This is a genomic window from Mesorhizobium shangrilense, assembly GCF_028826155.1.
Classification (GTDB): Bacteria; Pseudomonadota; Alphaproteobacteria; order Rhizobiales; family Rhizobiaceae; genus Arvimicrobium; species Arvimicrobium flavum.
On the sequence record NZ_JAQGPN010000001.1, the window covers coordinates 4,476,383 to 4,494,684 of the forward strand.

17 protein-coding genes are annotated in these 18,302 nt (G+C 64.7%); 7 read left to right on the plus strand and 10 right to left on the minus strand.

Annotated features, from left to right (window positions below):
* Window positions 1-2,304, plus strand: a complete 2,304-nt coding sequence (locus PD284_RS21600) for a long-chain-fatty-acid--CoA ligase (RefSeq protein WP_274630179.1) — start codon at window positions 1-3, stop codon at window positions 2,302-2,304.
* Window positions 2,305-2,360: 56 nt separating this feature from the next.
* Here PD284_RS21600 and PD284_RS21605 read toward each other — a convergent pair whose 3' ends face one another.
* The 4 genes from PD284_RS21605 to PD284_RS21620 all read right to left on the minus strand — a co-directional run bounded on the left by PD284_RS21605 (window position 2,361) and on the right by PD284_RS21620 (window position 6,785).
* Entirely contained in the window at window positions 2,361-3,626 is a 1,266-nt protein-coding gene (locus PD284_RS21605; protein ID WP_274630180.1) for a glycerate kinase type-2 family protein, read from the minus strand.
* Window positions 3,627-3,633: 7 nt separating this feature from the next.
* Window positions 3,634-4,137: a heme-degrading domain-containing protein gene (locus PD284_RS21610; RefSeq protein WP_274630181.1), complete on the minus strand. Its 504-nt coding sequence runs from the start codon at window positions 4,135-4,137 to the stop codon at window positions 3,634-3,636.
* 73 nt (window positions 4,138-4,210) lie between these two features.
* Entirely contained in the window at window positions 4,211-5,524 is a 1,314-nt protein-coding gene (guaD, locus tag PD284_RS21615) for a guanine deaminase (protein ID WP_274630182.1), read from the minus strand.
* 40 nt (window positions 5,525-5,564) lie between these two features.
* Window positions 5,565-6,785: a urate hydroxylase PuuD gene (locus tag PD284_RS21620; RefSeq protein WP_274630183.1), complete on the minus strand. Its 1,221-nt coding sequence runs from the start codon at window positions 6,783-6,785 to the stop codon at window positions 5,565-5,567.
* A 131-nt stretch (window positions 6,786-6,916) separates the two neighbouring features.
* On the opposite strand from PD284_RS21620, the gene PD284_RS21625 reads away from it, so the two are divergent.
* Window positions 6,917-7,837 carry a LysR family transcriptional regulator gene (locus PD284_RS21625; protein WP_274630184.1) on the plus strand — a complete coding sequence of 307 codons (921 nt, stop codon included), beginning with the start codon at window positions 6,917-6,919 and terminating at the stop codon, window positions 7,835-7,837.
* A 76-nt stretch (window positions 7,838-7,913) separates the two neighbouring features.
* Complete coding sequence (dps, locus tag PD284_RS21630; RefSeq protein ID WP_274630185.1) at window positions 7,914-8,402, plus strand: DNA starvation/stationary phase protection protein Dps; 489 nt, start codon at window positions 7,914-7,916, stop codon at window positions 8,400-8,402.
* 122 nt (window positions 8,403-8,524) lie between these two features.
* Here the strand turns inward: dps and PD284_RS21635 are convergent, their stop codons facing one another.
* From PD284_RS21635 to uraH, 6 genes are all read right to left on the minus strand, one after another.
* Complete coding sequence (locus PD284_RS21635; protein ID WP_274630186.1) at window positions 8,525-8,854, minus strand: hypothetical protein; 330 nt, start codon at window positions 8,852-8,854, stop codon at window positions 8,525-8,527.
* 12 nt (window positions 8,855-8,866) lie between these two features.
* The gene (locus tag PD284_RS21640) at window positions 8,867-9,379 is read right to left on the minus strand and encodes a hypothetical protein (RefSeq protein ID WP_274630187.1); all 513 of its coding nucleotides are present in this window, start codon (window positions 9,377-9,379) and stop codon (window positions 8,867-8,869) included.
* Between the two features lie 186 nt (window positions 9,380-9,565).
* Window positions 9,566-10,525 carry a xanthine dehydrogenase accessory protein XdhC gene (gene xdhC, locus PD284_RS21645; protein WP_274630188.1) on the minus strand — a complete coding sequence of 320 codons (960 nt, stop codon included), beginning with the start codon at window positions 10,523-10,525 and terminating at the stop codon, window positions 9,566-9,568.
* On the minus strand, window positions 10,522-12,882 hold the full coding sequence (xdhB, locus tag PD284_RS21650) for a xanthine dehydrogenase molybdopterin binding subunit (protein WP_274630189.1): 2,361 nt from the start codon (window positions 12,880-12,882) through the stop codon (window positions 10,522-10,524). The genes xdhC and xdhB overlap by 4 nt, the downstream gene beginning before the upstream one ends.
* Window positions 12,879-14,363 carry a xanthine dehydrogenase small subunit gene (xdhA, locus tag PD284_RS21655; protein ID WP_274630190.1) on the minus strand — a complete coding sequence of 495 codons (1,485 nt, stop codon included), beginning with the start codon at window positions 14,361-14,363 and terminating at the stop codon, window positions 12,879-12,881. The genes xdhB and xdhA overlap by 4 nt, the downstream gene beginning before the upstream one ends.
* A gap of 2 nt (window positions 14,364-14,365) precedes the next feature.
* Window positions 14,366-14,731: a hydroxyisourate hydrolase gene (gene uraH, locus PD284_RS21660; protein ID WP_274630191.1), complete on the minus strand. Its 366-nt coding sequence runs from the start codon at window positions 14,729-14,731 to the stop codon at window positions 14,366-14,368.
* A gap of 167 nt (window positions 14,732-14,898) precedes the next feature.
* Between uraH and puuE the strand changes: the two genes are divergently transcribed.
* Genes puuE through PD284_RS21680 form a run of 4 tightly spaced genes read left to right on the plus strand, consistent with a single transcriptional unit; the run spans window position 14,899 to window position 18,290 of the window.
* The gene (puuE, locus tag PD284_RS21665) at window positions 14,899-16,332 is read left to right on the plus strand and encodes an allantoinase PuuE (RefSeq protein WP_274630192.1); all 1,434 of its coding nucleotides are present in this window, start codon (window positions 14,899-14,901) and stop codon (window positions 16,330-16,332) included.
* Window positions 16,333-16,339: 7 nt separating this feature from the next.
* The gene (locus tag PD284_RS21670; protein WP_274630193.1) at window positions 16,340-17,194 is read left to right on the plus strand and encodes a bifunctional allantoicase/(S)-ureidoglycine aminohydrolase; all 855 of its coding nucleotides are present in this window, start codon (window positions 16,340-16,342) and stop codon (window positions 17,192-17,194) included.
* Window positions 17,191-17,700, plus strand: a complete 510-nt coding sequence (locus tag PD284_RS21675; protein WP_274630194.1) for an ureidoglycolate lyase — start codon at window positions 17,191-17,193, stop codon at window positions 17,698-17,700. The genes PD284_RS21670 and PD284_RS21675 overlap by 4 nt, the downstream gene beginning before the upstream one ends.
* The gene (locus tag PD284_RS21680) at window positions 17,697-18,290 is read left to right on the plus strand and encodes a nucleoside deaminase (RefSeq protein WP_274630195.1); all 594 of its coding nucleotides are present in this window, start codon (window positions 17,697-17,699) and stop codon (window positions 18,288-18,290) included. The genes PD284_RS21675 and PD284_RS21680 overlap by 4 nt, the downstream gene beginning before the upstream one ends.
* Window positions 18,291-18,302: the final 12 nt, after the last annotated feature.

Genomic DNA, 18,302 nt, shown 5'->3' on the forward strand with positions numbered 1-18,302 from the left:
ATGGCGAAATCAACCGACAAGGCGGCGCGGAGCAAGCCGCAACAGGTCGCCGCGAAGGCGACGGACGGCAAGACCGCAGCCAAGGAAAAGGCGGTCGCGAGAGCCAAGGCGGCAGTGCCGTCGAAGTCGGGCAAAGCAACGCCGACGGCAAGCACTCCGGCCAGGAAGGTTGCGACGACGAAACCGGCTGAGAAGGCCTCGTCCGCGAAACCTGTCGCTGCCGCTCGCCCTGCGACGTCGGTAAAGACTGTCGCCAGGTCCGGTTCCGCAACCCCCGCCAGATCGCCGGCCAAGGCGAAGGCGGCGACCGCGAAGCCGCCAGCCAAGACGGTTAAGGCGAAGGCGGTCAGCCAGCCGCTTTCGAAGGCGGAGAAGACGACGGCTCCTGCCAAGAGCAAATCAAAGGCGACGCCTGCCGCGGGGAAGCCTGTCGAGGCGACGCCCGCCACGAAAAAGACTGCCAAGTCAGCGAGGCCCGCATCAGCCGGGAAAAGCGGCGCGACCTCCGGCAAGCAGAAGACGAAGTCCGCCAGTCCGAAGGCTTCTGTCAATCGCGCGCCCGCACTGGCTAAGCCCGCGGCGGCGGCTGCGATGCCGAAGGCGTCGACGCCCGAAGGGTTCGTCAGGCCACGCGCCAGCGACAAGCCGTGGCTGAACACCTATCCGAAGGGCGTGCCCGCCGAGATCCCGCCGAGCGGCGACGCGTCGCTCGGCGATTTCCTGGTCAGATGCTGCCGCCGTTATGCGGGCCGGCCGGCCTTCACCTCCATGGACAAATCGATCAGCTTCGCCGAGCTGGAGCAAGGATCGGCGGCCTTCGGCGCCTTCCTTCAGGCGAAGGGACTGAAGAAGGGCGCCCGCGTCGCCGTCATGATGCCGAACGTGCTGCAGTATCCGGTGGCGATGATGGGCATCCTGCGCGCCGGCTTCATCGTGGTGAACGTGAACCCGCTCTACACGCCACGCGAGCTCGAACACCAGCTCAAGGATTCCGGCGCCGAAGCGATCGTCATACTGGAGAACTTCGCGGCGACGCTGCAGGCGGTCATCGCCAGGACACCGGTCAAGCACGTCATTGTCGCCACCATGGGCGACATGCTGGGCACGCTGAAGGGCGCAGTCGTCAACCTGGTCGTGCGCCGCGTGAAGAAGATGGTCCCGGCCTGGTCGCTGCCCGGGCACACGCGGTTCCCGGCGGCGCTGAAAGACGGCGCGGGGCGCAGCTTCAAGGCTGCTGATGTCGCGCCCGAGGATGTCGCGTTCCTGCAGTACACCGGTGGCACCACGGGCGTCTCGAAGGGCGCAACGCTGACCCACGCCAATGTGGTCGCCAACGTGGCGCAGCTCGCCCTTTGGGTCGAGGACGCCTATACGGTGAAGCAGCGGCCCGACAATCTCGTCTATGTCTGCGCGCTGCCGCTCTACCATATCTTTGCGCTGACGGTGAACGCGATGATGGGCATGCAGCAGGGGGCGCGGAACCTGCTCATTCCCAACCCGCGCGACATTCCGGGCTTCGTCAAGGAACTCGGAAAGCAGCCCTTCCACATCTTCCCCGGCCTCAACACCCTGTTCAACGCGCTGCTCAACAACGAGGAGTTCCGCAAGCTCGATTTCAAGTCGCTCGTGCTGACGCTGGGCGGCGGCATGGCCGTGCAGAAAGGCGTTGCCGAGCGGTGGCAGGCGACCACCGGCTGCGTGGTCAGCGAGGGCTACGGGCTCTCGGAAACCTCGCCCGTGGCGACCGCCAACAAGGTCAGTTCAACCGAGTTCACCGGCACCATCGGACTGCCGCTGCCGTCCACCGAGATCGCGATCCGCGACGACGACGGGCGCGACCTGCCGCTAGGCGAGATCGGCGAGATCTGCATCAAGGGACCGCAGGTGATGGCCGGCTACTGGAACCGGCCCGACGAGACCGCCAAGGTCATGACCCGCGACGGCTTCTTCAAGTCGGGCGACATGGGTTTCATGGACGAGCGCGGCTACACCAAGATCGTCGACCGAAAGAAGGACATGATCCTCGTTTCCGGGTTCAACGTCTATCCGAATGAGCTGGAGGAGGTGGTGGCCCGCCATCCCGGCGTGCTCGAGGTCGCCGCCATCGGGGTCCCGGACGAGCATTCCGGGGAAGTGCCGAAGCTCTTCATCGTGAAGAAGGATCCGTCGCTGACCGAAGAGCAGATCATAGCCTTCTGCCGGGAGAACCTGACGGGATACAAGCGCCCGCGCCGTATCGAGTTCAGGACCGAACTGCCGAAGACCAATGTCGGCAAGATCCTGCGCCGGGAACTGAGGGGGTAAGCGTTCACGCCTTCGAGGCGCACCGTCCATGAGATGCGCGTCTCGATGAAGGCGCGCTACCTCACCAGTATCGCGCGCAGGTCATTGACGTTGGTGCCGGTCGGTCCGGGGATGAAAAGATCGCCCACGGCGTTGAAGGCGGTCCAGGCATCGTTGCCGGCGAGCATCGCCTTGGCATCGACGCCTGCCGCCCGCATGCGGGCAACCGAGCCGGCATCGGCGAACGCGCCGGCGTTATCCTCGGAGCCGTCGATGCCGTCCGTATCGGCAGCGAGAGCGTGGATGCCGGCAATCCCGTCGATGCCTATGCCGAACGAGAGCAGGAACTCGCTGTTGCGCCCGCCCTTCCCTTTCGCGCGCAGCGTGACGGTCGTTTCGCCTCCGGAAAGGATCAGGACCGGCTTGGAGAAAGGCCGGTTGCGGGTCGCCACTTCCCGCGCGATTGCGGCATGAACCGAGCCGACCTCGCGCGCCTCGCCCTCGATCGCGTCGGACAGGATCACCGCTTCGATGTCCATCTTTCGCGCCGCCACCACCGCTGCCTCGAGCGACACCGCAGCCGATGCGATGATGTGCACTTCGTTGCTGGCGAAGCGAGGATCTGCCGGCGATGGCGCGTCGGCCGCAGGCGAATCCAGATGCGCCATCACCGCCGGAGGCAGCTTCATGCCATAGGTCGCGACGATCTTCTTGGCATCCTCACGCGTAGCACCGTCGGGCGCGGTCGGTCCGGACGCCACCAGCGCCGGATTGTCTCCCGGGATGTCGGAGACGACCAGCGACACCACGCGGGCCGGCGCAGCAGCCGCCGCCAGCCTCCCGCCCTTGATGGTGGAAACATGCTTGCGCACGGCGTTCATGGCGGAAATCGGAGCTCCCGACGCAAGCAGCGCCTCGTTCACCGCAATCTCGTCGGCAAGCGTCAATCCCTCGGGCGGCGACGGCAGCAGCGCCGAACCTCCCCCGCAGACAAGCGCCACGACGAGGTCGTCCTTGGTCAGTCCACTCACCTGGTCCAGCAGCGCACGCGCGGCAGCGAGCCCCGCTTCGTCCGGCACGGGATGCGCGGCCTCGAGGACGCGGATGCGCTCGCAAGGAACGGCGTAGCCGTAGCGGGTGACGACGACACCTTCGATCGGACCGTCCCACGCGCGTTCGAAAGCCCTCGCCAGCTGCGCCGCGCCCTTGCCGGCGCCGACGACCACCGTGCGCCCCTTCGGCTTCTCGGGGAGGAAATTGCGGACAACCTTTTCCGGATCGGCAGCCGCGACGGCGGCGTCGAAGATCGACGTCAGGAACGTTCTTGGATCGAGATCAGCCATGTCCGCCTCAGTCGCTCGCCTGCGGCAAAGCATATTGTGATGGGTCCAGACCCAGATGGTCGCAGAGCGCCGCGACGACGACTTCATGGTCCTGCCGCTCCGGCAGTCCGGAGACCGCGATGACGCCGATCACGCCAACCCCCGTCACGGTGATCGGAAAGCCTCCGCCGGCCAGCACATAGTCGGCCGAATCGAGCCCCTCGCTCGGCGGGAAAGTGCGATCAGGACGAGCCTTCTCAAGCGCGACCCGGTAGCTGCTCTTGCCGAGAAGCCTCACGACGTTGCGCTTGCGGCGCGTCCAGTTGGCGTTGGTGGAGGTCGAACCGGGCAAGGCGGCATAGAAAAGCGGCCGATCCCAAAACTGGATGTCGATGACGATCGGAAGCCCGTCGGCCAGTGCCCGCTCGCGAATCGCACTGCCGATGGCGAAGCCGGTTGCCTCATCGAATGCCGGAAAGACCAGCGCCTTCTCCTGGGCAATGATCCTGGCGATGTCTTCTGGCGCGCTCATGCAGCCTCCCAATCAAGCGATGCGCGGCAAACTACCGATTCCGCCGAAGAACGCGAGCGGAGAAGAAAAAGACTCACAAGGAGAGATCGCTCTTTGCCGGCCGGCCAGCGACGTAGACCTCCGCCACGGCGCGGTCGTCGCCCAGCGTCTGCAGCAGGAACAGTTCTTCCGCCAGCGTTTCCACCGTCTCCATGCGCAGCCGCATAACCGGGGTGGCGCGCGCATCGAGCACGGTGATGTCGGCGTCGGTGCCGATCTCAAGCGTGCCGATGTGGTCAGCGAGCGACAGCGCCTCCGCGTTGCCGCGGGTGATCTGCCAGAACGATTGGAAGGGGTTCAGCTTCTCGCCGTTGAGCGCGATGACCTTGTAGCCCTCGTCCATCGTGCGCAGCATCGAATAGTTGGTCCCCCCGCCAACATCCGTCGCGGAGGCAATACGCACCGGGTTTTCGCGGCCACGGTAGCGCTGGTAGTCGAACAGGCCAGAGCCCAGGAACAGGTTGGAGGTCGGGCAGAACACCGCCACCGACCCCGACTGCGACAGTGAGTCCGCCTCACGCTCCGACAGGTGGATGCAGTGTCCGAACAGCGCCCGCGGCCCGACCAGGCCGTAACGTTCGTAGACGTCGGTGTAGTCCTTCGACCAAGGATAGAGCTCCTGCGTGAACGCGATCTCGGCGTCGTTCTCCGACAGGTGCGTCTGCATGTGAAGATCGGGGTGCTCGCGGCAGAGCGCCCCCGCCATCTCCATCTGCTCGGGCGTCGAGGTGATCGCGAAGCGCGGCGTGATGGCATAGTGCTGCCGGCCCTTGCCGTGCCATTCGGCGATCAAGGCCTTGGTGTCGTCATAGGACGACTGCGGGGTATCGAGCACGCCCTCCGGCGCGTTGCGGTCCATCATCACCTTGCCGGCGACGGTCAGCATGTTGCGGTCGTGCGCCTCGGCAAAAAACGCCTCCGCGGATTGCCGATGGACCGAGCAATAGGCAGCGACCGACGTCGTGCCATGACGCACGAGTTCATCCAGGAAGAGACGCGCGATGCGGCGCGCGTGCTGCGCATCGACGAATTTTGATTCCGCCGGGAAGGTGTACCTGTTCAGCCATTCGAGCAGTTCCGCGCCGTACGAGGCGATCACCTGCATCTGCGGGTAGTGCGCATGGCAGTCGACGAATCCCGGCACGATGAGGTTTGGCCGGTGGTCGACCACTCGTGCTCCATCCCCGGTCATTGCCCTGACATCCGCAAAACTGCCGCAGGCGACGATGGCGCCATCGCGGATCAAGACGCCGCCGTCCTCCTCGTAGGCATAGGCGGAGGCGTCGTCGATCGTTTCCGGCCAGCGCCGGAAGGAGAGCGTGCGCCCGCGTAGGAGAAGGGTGGTCATGTGTTCAGCCTCGCCATCGTGGCCACAACGCGCTCCGCCATCACCGCGCGCCCTCGAACCAGGCGACCAGCAGCTTGCGCTCCTCCGGCGTGATCTGCGTCACGTTGCCGGGCGGCATGGCGTGGCTCCGGCCGGCCTGCAGGTAGATCTCGCGCGCATGCTCGCCGATTTGGGCGTCGCTCTCCAGCACCACGCCTTTCGGCGCAATGTGGATTCCCTCATAGGCCGGCTCCGCTGCATGGCACATGGCGCAGCGGCCGAGCACGGTGTCCCGCACGGCGGGAAAGTGCTCCGACGCGGCGAACTTCTGCGCCTGCGAGGAAGCCGCTGCCTGCGGCTCGCCGGTCAGCACCTTCGGCACCGTCGACAGCCACATGATGATGACGAACAGGATCGCCGCGACCAGCCAGGTCCAGGTCGGATTCCCCTTCCGTGCGTGGTTGGTGTTGAAATAGTGGCGGATCAGCACGCCGATCAGGAACACCAGCGCGGCGATGACCCAGTTGAACTCGGTGCCGAAGGCCAGCGGATAGTGGTTCGACAGCATCAGGAACAGCACTGGCAGCGTCAGGTAGTTGTTGTGCGTCGAGCGCGTCTTGGCGATCTTGCCGTATTTCGGGTCGGGCTTGCAGCCGGCGATGAGGTCGGCGACGACGATCTTCTGATTGGGGATGATGACCAGGAAGACATTGGCCGACATGATGGTCGCGGTGACCGCGCCAAGATGCAGGAAGGCCGCGCGACCGCTGAAGATCTGGGTAAAGCCCCAGGCGAGAAATACCAGGATCGCGTAGAGCACCAGCATGAGCAGCGTGTCGCTCTTGCCGAGCGGCGACTTGCAGAGAGCGTCGTAGAGGAGCCAGCCGAGCACCAGCGAAGCGATGGAGAGGCCGATCGCCGCCATCGGCGAGATATCGAGGACGTTGCGGTCGATCAGGAAAAGGTCGGCGCCGGCGTAATAGACGATGGCGAGCATAGCGAAGCCCGACATCCAGGTGGCGTAGCTCTCCCATTTGAACCAGGTCAGGTGCTCGGGCATCTCGGCCGGCGCCACGAGATACTTCTGGATGTGGTAGAAGCCGCCGCCGTGGACCTGCCACTCCTCGCCATGCGCTCCGGCGGGCAGTCCGGGCCGCTGCCGCAGGCCGAGGTCGAGCGCGACGAAATAGAAGGACGAGCCGATCCAGGCGATGCCGGTTATGACGTGCAGCCAGCGAGCGGCAAAGCTCAGCCACTCCCAAATGATCGCAAAATCGTTCATCGCCCGCTCCGTTGATCGGACGACATTACGGCGCTCGCGGCAAACCGAAAGGGGTGTAGTGACCGATCACTTTCAAAAAATTATGGAAAATACTAGCCTGCTCCGCTCAGGGCACGGAATGAAGCGTCGAGATGGCCTATCTGGATAACATCGCAGTGTTCGTGCGCGTCGTCGAACTCGGCAATCTCTCTGCCGCGGGGCGCGACATGCGCCTCTCGCCGGCGGTGGCGTCCAACCGGATCAAGGAGCTGGAAAAGCACCTGAACGTGCGGCTGTTCAACCGGACGACCCGCCAGTTGATGCCGACCGAGCACGGCAGCGTCTTTTACGAAGGCGCGAAGAAAGTGCTGGACGCGATCGTCGAGGCCGAGGCGGCCGTGATTGCGCTGTCAGGCAGCCCGCGCGGCACCATCCGCGTCACCGCGCCGCTCGGGCTCGGCCGCCGCTTCATCGCCTCGGGCATTCCGGATTTCCACGACACCTACCCTGACATCGAGGTGCGTCTCAGGCTGTCGGATCACAACATCGACATCCTCAAGGAAGGTCTCGACCTTGCCTTCAAGCTCGGCGTCATCGAGGATTCGAGCCTGAGGATGCGCGGCATCATGGACTGCGAGAGGGTGCTGGTGGCCGCGCCCGGATATCTGGAGCAGCGCGGCGAACCGACCGATCCGCGTCAACTGGTCGATCGCAAGCACGATTGCCTGATGCTGCGCTATCCCGGCCTGCGCGAGCATTTCTGGGTGCTGCAGACGCCGGAGGGGCCGCAGAAGTTCGAGGTGCACGGACCCTACGATTCCGACGACGGCGACGTGCTCACGGGCTGGGCGCTGTCGGGGCGCGGCATCATCAACAAGCCCCGCTTCGAGATCGAACCCTTCATTCGGGAGGGGCGTCTGAAGGTGATCATGACGCAAACGCCGCCCGTTCCCGTACAGCTCGCCGCCGTTTACCCGCACAAGAAGCTGCAGGACCCCAAGGTGCGCCTGCTGCTGGATTTCATGGCCGACCGCTGCCAGCGGATGATCAAGGACATTCTCGCGGCAAAATGACCGCCTTGGAACGGTCGCCGGCAAGCTGCATTGTGGTCTCCGGGAGGGAGCGTAGGGATCATTTCAGGAGCTGAACATGAAGACGCACATTACGCGCAACGATCTCCAGTCCAACACCAGGAAAACCTCCATCGAACTCCTCAACGCCCGGCTCGCCGAGGCGATCGACCTGGCGCTGATCACCAAGCAGGCGCACTGGAACGTCAAGGGTCCGCAGTTCATCGCCATCCATGAGATGCTGGACGGCTTCCGCAAGGAACTCGATATTCACGTCGACACCATCGCCGAACGCGCGGTCCAGCTCGGCGGCACGGCGCTGGGCACGACGCAGGTGGTGGCAGAGACGAGCAGGCTACCCGCCTATCCGACGGACATCTTCACCACCAGGGACCACCTCGCGGCTCTCATCGACCGCTATGCCGAAACGGCAAAGGCCGCGCGGGCGGCCATCGACGAGGCGGACGAGGCCGGCGACGCCGACACCGCAGACATCCTCACCGGCTACTCCCGCGCGCTCGACAAGTCGCTCTGGTTCCTGGAGGCGCATACTCAGGAGAGGGAGTGAGGCGGCAGGTCACCGCTTCTGTTCCCTGCCTCACCTCGCGAACCGCCCATCCAATGGTCGCCGCATCCGCCCGTTGCTCTATCCTGATCGGCGGTTGGCTCAGATCACGCTGATGATCGTTCTCACAGGAGCGGCACGGGCAGCGCCGTGTTGACGGCGGTTTTCACGATCGCGATCACGCTGTTGAAGAACCTCTGGGCCTGAAACAGCGTGATCTGGCAGGTGTGGGCAATGCCCATGGCCAACAGTAGCTGTGCGTCCTTCAAGTACATCCTCGCGTCAGATTTCGTGATTTCGCCCTTGTGGACGCCCGTGGCGATATCGGCCAGCGCGGAGGCATAGCCGTTCACGTATAGCGGCGCGGCCTTTTTCACCTTCTCCCAGATCGTTCCACCTGTCTTGGCCCCTTCGGCCAAGATTGCAGCGGCGATTGCGTTCACGTCGATTTTCATTGCCCCGCCTCCTTATGCCTCAGGTTTGTTTTCTAGGAGCGTTTGAATTGTTCCCATGATTGCGGTTTGCAGCGTTCCGCCTCGATACTTGATCTCGGAGCCATTCAACACGCCGTCATTCTTCTGCGCGTAGTTGAGGGCATCGACATAGAAGCGCGTCGAGTAAAGTTGCGATTCCCGGCAGTCGAGACGTTCGTAGTCTTCGGGCAATACCGTCGTAATGTAGGGCAACTCGGTGAAGGTCTTGAGACCTGCGCTTGACGCGCATGGTTTGCTGCCTCTCAGCGGCTTCGCTCGCAGGATCAAACGATCCAGTACGTTGTAGGTGGCCGCATAGTAGGCCACCGTCTCTTGCGACCCGTACCGCCTCTCCGGTCCCCCGGCGCTTGCTGCCGCGAGGAACGTCGCCGTGTCCTCGGAGAGCTTGTTCAGGGACTGATCGAAGGTCGGGTCGTAGGGAGCCACGAAGCTCACGCAGCCCGACGCCAGTAGAAGCGCAGCAAGAAACAGACTGCGGCAGAACATGAACGCCCCCAAACACGACGACTGATGCGCTCAATGGGTGCACATGATCGCACACTACCCTTATGGTTGCAATCTCACGCATTGCAACTTAGACGTGCGCGCTAGGGCATCCAGCGTCGTCGCGATCCTTAGGATCCTGAGGAGCTCTATGGGGCGATTCGGTGACGGAGCTGACGACGCGGCTGTTCAAGTCGACTGTGCGGCCGACCGAGCCAGCGCCGTCACGACTTCCGCCGCCGCCAGCGCCGCGATGACGGCCGGGCGCTTGTCGTTTACGGCGTCGCCACCGATCGGGGAGACCAGCCGGGCAAAGGCCGCCTCCGCGCCGCCTGCGGTCTTAAAATACCAGCTCCTGAAGGTGGCCTTCTTGGTCTTCGAGCCGATCATGCCGACGTAGGCGACATCGGTTCGCTTCAGGGCTTCCGCGACGATCAGGAAGTCCAGGGCATGGTCGTGGGTGAGCACGATGAAGGCGGAGCCGGGAGGCGCTTCGCGAACGGCCTCTTCGGGCATCGGAAGCAGACGCGTCGCGACATCCGCCGGCATCCCGTCCAGCGCATCCGCGCGCGTCTCGACGATGACTGCACGCACCGGAAGCAGGGAAAGCGCCGAGGCCAGCGCATGGCCGACATGCCCGCCGCCGAAGACGTACACGTGCGGGCGGGCGCTGTCCGTGGTTTCGGCGGTGGCGATGAGTTCGGCGCGAGTCGCGCTGTCGACCGGCAGGATGGACAGTTCGACACGGCCGCCGCAGCATTGCCCGATCTCGGGACCGAGGGGGATGGAGAGCGCCAGCGTCCCCCTCCCCCTTGAGGGGAGGGTGGCGGTCAAGCCGCCGGGTGGGGTGCTTGCGGCAGCGCTCGGCGTCCGATCCGCGGCGTCTTCTGAGGCTACCCCCTCTGCCCGCTTCACGGGCATCTCCCCCTCAAGGGGGGAGAGAACCCCGGCAAGCATCTGCCGCGCCGTGTCGATCGCCATGAACTCGAGCTGGCCGCCGCCGATCGTGCCGAAGATCGCGTCTTGGGACACCAGCATCCAGGCGCCCTTTTCGCGCGGGGTCGAGCCCTTTGCCGCCGCGACCTCGACCAGCGCTGCCGACGGCGAAGCGTCGAGGAAGGCGCGAAGGCCGGGCGCGGTCTCACTCACGGCAGCGCCTTCGCCTCCCGCTTGAGCCGCTCGACCGCCATCAGCACGCGTTCGGGCGTCGCCGGGGCATCGAGGCGCGGGCAGATGCGATGGTCGGCGACGCTCGCCACCGCGTCCGAAAGCGCGTGCAGCACCGACATGCCGAGCATGAAGGGCGGTTCGCCGACCGCCTTGGAGCGGTGCACGCTCGCCTCCCGGTTCACCGACCAGTCGGCGAGGCGCACATTGAAGATTTTCGGCCGGTCGGACGCCAGCGGGATCTTGTAGGTGGATGGCGCATGGGTGCGCAGCCGGCCCTTGTCGTCCCACCACAACTCTTCCGTGGTCAGCCATCCCGCGCCCTGGACGAAGGCGCCTTCAACCTGCCCCAGATCGATGGCCGGATTCAGCGAGCGCCCGGTCTCGTGCAGGATGTCGGCGCGCTCGATCATGTACTCGCCGGTCAGCGTGTCGATCGACACTTCCGCGCAGGCTGCGCCATAGGCGAAATAATAGAACGGGTGCCCCTCGCCCTTGTCACGGTTCCAGTGGATTTTAGGGGTCTTGTAGAACCCCGCCGCCGACAGCTGCACGCGCGCGAAATAGGCCTGCTTGATGAGGTCCGCGAAGGCGATCTCCTGGTTCCCGATCCGCACGCGGTTCGGCAGGAACACGACCTGGTCGTGCGGCACGCTGTACTTGTCGGCTGCAAAATCGATCAGCCGCTGCTTGATCTGGTGTGCTCCGTTCTGCGCTGCCATGCCATTGAGATCGGAGCCCGACGAAGCAGCAGTGGCCGACGTGTTGGGGACCTTGCCCGTCGTGGTGGCCGTGATCTTCACGCGGTCGAGATCGATCTGGAACTCTTCCGCGACCACCTGCGCAACCTTGGTGTTGAGGCCCTGCCCCATCTCCGTGCCGCCATGGTTCAGGTGCACCGAGCCGTCGGTATAGACATGCACCAGCGCACCGGCCTGATTGTAGTGGGTCGCCGTGAAGGAGATGCCGAATTTAACGGGCGTCAGCGCCATGCCGCGCTTGACGATGCGGCTGTTGGCGTTGAAGGCAGCGATCTCGCGTCGGCGGCGCGCATAGTCCGAGCTTTCCTCGAGTTCCGCGACGATGCGGTCGATGACATTGTCCTCGACCCTCTGGTGGTAGGGCGTGACATTGCGGCCACCATCCCTATCCGCCGGCGCGTAGAAATTCCGCTTGCGGATCTCCAGCGCGTCCTTGCCGACGGCAAAGGCAACCTCGTCGATGACGCGCTCGGCGCCCACCATGCCCTGCGGCCCGCCAAAACCACGGAAGGCGGTGTTGGAGACGGTGTTGGTGTAGAACGGCGCCGACTGCGCATGCACCGCCGGATAGTAATAGGTGTTGTCGCAGTGAAAGAGCGCGCGATCGGTCACCGGGCCTGACAGGTCCGAGGAAAAGCCGCAGCGCGCGGCATAGACATAGTCGACGCCCAGAATGTTGCCGTCGTCGTCGAAGCCGACCTCGTAGTCGATGACGAAATCGTGGCGCTTGCCGGTGGCAGTCATGTCGTCGTCGCGGTCCGGCCGGATTTTTACCGCGCGCTTCAGCTTCTTCGCGGCGATCGCGGCAAGAGCGGCAAACTGGTTGCCCTGCGTTTCCTTTCCGCCGAAGCCGCCGCCCATGCGGCGGATCTCGACCGTCACCGCATGGCTAGGCACGCCCAGCGCATGACCGACCATGTGCTGCACCTCGCTCGGGTGCTGCGTCGAGCAGTAGACCGTGACGTCCTGGTCCTCGCCGGGAATGGCCATCGCGATGTGGCCTTCGAGATAAAAATGCTCCTGGCCGCCGACGCGCATCTTGCCCTTCAGCCGGCGCGGCGCATCGGCAATCGCCTTTGCCGCGTCGCCCCTCTTCAAGGTGAGCGGCGGTGTGACGAGCTTGTCCTTCTTGGGATCGAGTTCGCCGACGTCGATGACGAATGGCAATTCCTCGTACTCGATCCTGGCCAGACGCGTAGCGCGACGCGCTTCTTCGCGAGTTTCGGCGATCACGCAGAAGATCGGCTGGCCGAAGAACTGAACGGTGTCGCCTGCAAGCACCGGCTCGTCGTGGCGACCGGTCGGCGAGATGTCGTTCTCCCCTGGGATGTCGCCAGCGGTCAGCACGTCGACCACACCCGGAGCGCTCCGCACGACGGATAGGTCCATGCCCTTGATCCTCGCGTGCGGCGTCGTCGACAGCCCCAGGCAGCCATGCAGCGTACCGGCGGGCTCTGGCATGTCGTCTATGTAGATTGCCGTGCCGGCGACGTGCTTGTGCGCGGAATCGTGACGCTGGTCGGTGGCGACGCCGCCGATGATCCTGTCCGCCCTGAGGTTGGGGTTGTGCGTTGTCATGCCGCCACCTCGTGCCGACCGACCTGGATCGGCGCCTTCGTGCCGGTCGTCTCGAGATAGAAGCGCGTCAGGAGGTTGCGCGCGGCGAGTGCCCGGTACTGCGCGCTGGCGCGCATGTCGGTCAGCGGCGTGAAGTCCTGCTCATAGGCGTCGAGCGCCGCCTCCACCGTCTCCTCGCTCCACGGCTTTCCGAGCAAGGCCGCTTCGACCGCCTTGGCCCGCCTTGGCGTCGCCGCCATGCCGCCATAGGCGATCCGGATGTCTTCGACCATACCGGCCCCGGAAAGGGTCAGATGGAACGCGCCCAGCGTCGAGGTGATGTCCTCGTCGCGGCGCTTAGAGATCTTGTAGACGGCGAAATGCACATCATCGGCCGGGACCGTCACCTCAACGCTCTCCACGAATTCGCCCGGATTGCGGTCCTGCTTGCCGTAGGCGATGAAGAAGTCTTCGAGCGGCAGGCTTCGGCGCTCCGAGCCCTTGCGCAGGACCACCGTCGCACCGAGCGCGATCAGCGGCGGAGGCGTGTCGCCGATGGGAGAACCGTTGGCAATGTTGCCGCCTATCGTCCCCATGTTGCGCACCTGCTCGCCGCCGATGCGATCGATCAGCGGGCCGAGCGCCGGAATGCGCTCAGCCAGCAGGGCGAAGGCCTCCGTGTAAGTCACCCCTGCCCCAATAGTGATGACGCCGTCCTCTTCGGACATCGCGCACAACCCGTCCAGATTGCCGATGAACAGGGCGGGCGCGATCTCGCGCATGAATTTTGTCACCCAGAGCCCGACGTCGGTGGAACCGGCGACGACAGTGGCCTTGGGCTCTTCGTCGAGCACGGCTGCGAAATCGTCGACGTTTGCCGGAACGATGAGCCGCTTGCCGCCCTCCCCGATCTCGACCCTCGTGCCGTCCTTCATGGCCGCCAGCCGCGTTGCGACCAAATTGCGCTCCTGCGCCAGCGGGTCCTTGACGACATCCCCGTAGCTCGAGATGGCCCGCGCCGCACGCATGATCGCCTCGTACCCCGTGCAGCGGCAGAGGTTGCCCTGCAGCGCCTTCTCGATCGCTGCGTCCGAAGGCTCCGGTTCGCGCATCCAGAGCGCGTAGAGCGACATCACGAAGCCGGGCGTGCAGAAACCGCACTGGGAGCCGTGGAGATCGACCATCGCCTGCTGCACCGGATGCAGCTGTCCCTCGACCGGCGCGAGATGCTCGATGGTGACGACATGCGTACCGTCGAGCGAGCCCAGGAAGCGGATGCAGGCGTTCACGCCTTCATAGACGAGCTTGCCCGCCGACAGGCGGCCGACCAGCACGGTGCAGGCGCCGCAGTCACCCTCCGCGCAGCCCTCCTTGGTGCCGCGGAGCGAACGGCGCAGCCGCAGATAATCGAGAAGCGTCTCGTCCGGCGCGACGTCGGCGAGGCGCACCTCCTCGCCGTTGAGGAGGAAGCGGATGTGATCGCGTGGCTTGACGATTTCCATCTTCAGCTGCCCCGGTAGGTCGAATAGCCGTAGGGCGATATCAACAAGGGGACATGATAGTGCGAATGCTCCGCCATGCCAAAGCGGATGGGGACAACGTCGAGGAAGGCAGGCTTCGGCAGGATGTGGCCGGATCGCGCGAGGTAGTCGCCTGCGCGAAACACAAGTTCGTACTCGCCGGTCCTGAATTCGTCGCCCTGCAGCAGCGGGGCGTCGCAGCGGCCGTCGCTGTTGGTCTTGACGCTCTTGAGGTGCGAGCGCACTTCGCCTTCGACGCGATAGAGATCGATGCTGAGGCCGGCGGCCGGCTTGCCGGACGCAGTGTCGAGGACGTGGGTCGTCAGGCGACCGGAACCGTTGTTCGACATCTCTCTCCCCCTGGCGATGCGCTCGGTTTATGCGACGTTGCGGAAAACTAAGGCAAATTCCTAGATAGGGTGAAGCCGAGGCTGCGATAAAGCACTTTCAAGTTTTTTGGTGGAATGAGCGTTCCGCCCTTGGTCTATCCTCAACAATATCAGCTGCGAGGGAGCATATGCGTTACGTCAGGGACATGCGGGGCTACGGCGCGAACCCGCCGGATCCGAAATGGCCAGGCGACGCAAAGGTCTGCGTGCAGTTCGTCCTCAACTACGAGGAAGGCGGCGAAAACTGCGTCCTCCACGGCGACGCGGCCTCCGAGGCGTTCCTGTCCGAGATCGTGGGCGCCGCCCCGTGGTCCGGCATGCGCCACTGGAACATGGAATCCATCTACGAATACGGCGCGCGCGCCGGCTTCTGGCGTCTCCATCGCCTGTTCACCGAGGCGGAGGTGCCAGTCACCGTCTACGGCGTTGCGACGGCGTTGGCCCGCTCGCCCGACCAGGTTGCGGCCATGCAGGCGGCAGACTGGGAGATCGCCTCGCACGGCCTGAAATGGATCGACTACCGCGACTACAAGATCGAAGACGAGCGCCGCGACCTCGCCGAGGCCATTCGCCTGCACACGGAGGTCACCGGCGAGCGCCCGACCGGATGGTACACCGGCCGCACCTCCGCCAACACCGTGCGCCTCGTCGCGGAGGAAGGCGGCTTCGCCTATTGCTCCGACACCTATGACGACGACCTGCCCTACTGGCTCGACCATGACGGCCACGGAAATCCGATCGACGCGCAGCTCATCATCCCCTACACGCTGGACGCGAACGACATGCGCTTCGCCACGCCGCAGGGCTTTAGCTCCGGCGACCAGTTCTTCGCCTATCTCAAGGACGCGTTCGACACGCTCTACGCCGAGGGCGCAGCCGGCCGGCCGCGCATGATGAGCATCGGGCTCCACTGCCGACTGATCGGCCGCCCCGGCCGCGCAGCCTCGCTGCAGCGCTTCATCGACTACGTGAAAAGCCACGAAAAGGTCTGGCTCGCGCGCCGCATCGACATCGCCACGCATTGGCGGGAAACGCATCCCTACAAAGCCCCCGCCCTGCGTCCCTCGCGGATGTCGAAGGAAGACTTCGTTGCAAAATTCGGCGGCATCTTCGAGCACTCGCCCTGGATCGCAGAACGCGCGTACGCGCTCGAGCTTGGGCCGGCGCATGACAGCGCCGGCGGCCTGCACAATGCGCTCTGCAGGATCTACCGGTCCGCCAGCGAGTCCGAGCGCTTCGGCGTGCTGACGGCGCACCCGGATCTTGCCGGCAAGCTGGCTCAGGCGAGGCGGCTGACGGCGGAATCGACGGCGGAACAGGCGAGCGCCGGGCTCGACGCACTGACCGACGCCGAGCGCGAGACGTTCACGCGCCTCAATACGACCTATGTCGAGAAGTTCGGGTTCCCCTTCATCATCGCCGTGCGCGACAACACGAAAGCGTCCATCCTGAGCGCCTTCGAGACACGCATCGCCAACGACCGCGCAACCGAATTCGCCACCGCCTGCAAGCAGGTGGAGCGCATCGCCTGGCATCGACTGAGAGACATGCTGCCTGCCTGAGGACACCATGACAGCCCGCACCTATTACGCACCGCATGGCGGCCTGCCGCCGCAGACCGACCTGATCACCGACCGCGCGGTCTTCACCGAGGCCTACGCCGTCATTCCACGCCGCGAGTTCTCCGACATCGTGGCGAGCTATCTCCCGCATTGGGACAAGACGCGGTTGTGGGTGATCGCGCGGCCGCTCTCCGGCTTTGCCGAGACCTTCTCGCAATACATCATGGAAGTGCAGCCCGGCGGCGGCAGCGATCGTCCCGAGCCGGACCAGGGCGCGGAGGGCGTGCTGTTCGTCGTCGAGGGCGAGATCACCGTGACGCTCGACGGGGCAGCCCATGTGCTGACGCCCGGCGGCTACGCCTTCCTCCCGCCGGCCGCCAAGTGGACCTTGCGCAACGCCGGGAACGAAGTCGCGCGTTTCCACTGGATCCGCAAGGCCTACGAATTCGTCGACGGCGTCGGCGTACCGGAGGCCATCTTCGCCAATGAGCAGCAACTCGATCCGGTCCCCATGCCCGATACGGGCGGGCGCTGGGCGACCACACGCTTCGTCGATCCGACGGACGTGCGTCACGACATGCACGTGACCATCGTCACCTTCGAGCCGGGCGGGGTCATCCCGTTCCCGGAGACGCACGTCATGGAGCACGGGCTCTACGTGCTGGAAGGCAAGGCCGTCTATCGGCTGAACAATGACTGGGTCGAGGTCGAGGCCGGCGACTACATGTGGCTGCGCGCCTTCTGCCCGCAGGCCTGCTACGCTGGCGGCCCCGGCAGGTTCCGCTACCTGCTCTACAAGGACGTCAATCGCCACGCCAATTTGCGCGGCTTCGGCCATGGCGCGCGGGTGCTGCACCGATGAGCAGGATCATCGAGGCGCGCCTTCTCACACGCGAGAATTTTGCGCCCTTCGGCGACGTCATCGATACGGAATGCGACAACCACTATCCGATCAACAACGGCAAGTGCGAGCGCTTCCATGACCTTGCCAAAGTCGAGGCCGCAGGCCCGAACGCACGCGTGCTGATCTCACTGTTCAAGGGCACGCCCTACGACTTCCCGCTGCAGCTGACCATGGTCGAGCGGCATCCGTTCGGCAGCCAGGCGTTTGTCCCGCTCTCGCCGCGTCCTTTCCTCGTCGTCGTTTGTCCTGACGGTGACGACGGCCCGGGCGAACCGCACGCCTTCGTCACCGCCCCGGGACAGGGCGTGAACTACCCGCGAAATCTATGGCATGGCGTGCTCACGCCCATCGGCCAGAACCAGGACTTCGTGGTCGTCGATCGCGGCGGCGACGGCTCGAACCTCGAAGAGTTCCATTTCTCGCATCCCTACGAGATCCATCTTCCAAAGGGTTTCCAGGCATGACCGACAGCGCCTTCATCAACCGCCTCTTCGACGTCATTGAACAGGATGTATTGCCCTTGACCGCAAAGGGAGTCGGCGAGGGCAACAAGCTCTTCGGCGCAGCCATCCTCAAGAAAAGCGACCTGTCGCTGGTGCTCGCCGAAACCAACAACGAGATGGAAAACCCGCTGTGGCACGGCGAGGTGCATTGCCTAAAACGATTCTACGAGATGCCGAAGGCGGACAGGCCCGACACCAAGGACTGCATCTTCATCGCCACCCATGAGCCCTGCTCGCTCTGCCTGTCGGCGATCACCTGGACCGGTTTCGACAATTTCTACTATCTGTTCAGCCACGAGGATTCGCGGGACAGTTTTGCCATCCCGCACGATCTGAAGATACTCAAGGAGGTCTTCACGCTCGATCCGGGCGGCTACAACGCGGAAAACGCGTACTGGAAGAGCTATTCGATCCGGCGGCTCATCGCCTCGCTTCCGCCGGTCGAGCGCGGTGAGCTGGAACAGCGCAGAACCGCCATCGCCGCGCTGTACGATCGCCTCTCTGACGCCTACCAGACGGGCAAGGACGCTAACGACATCCCGCTGAACTAGGGCTCGCGCCAC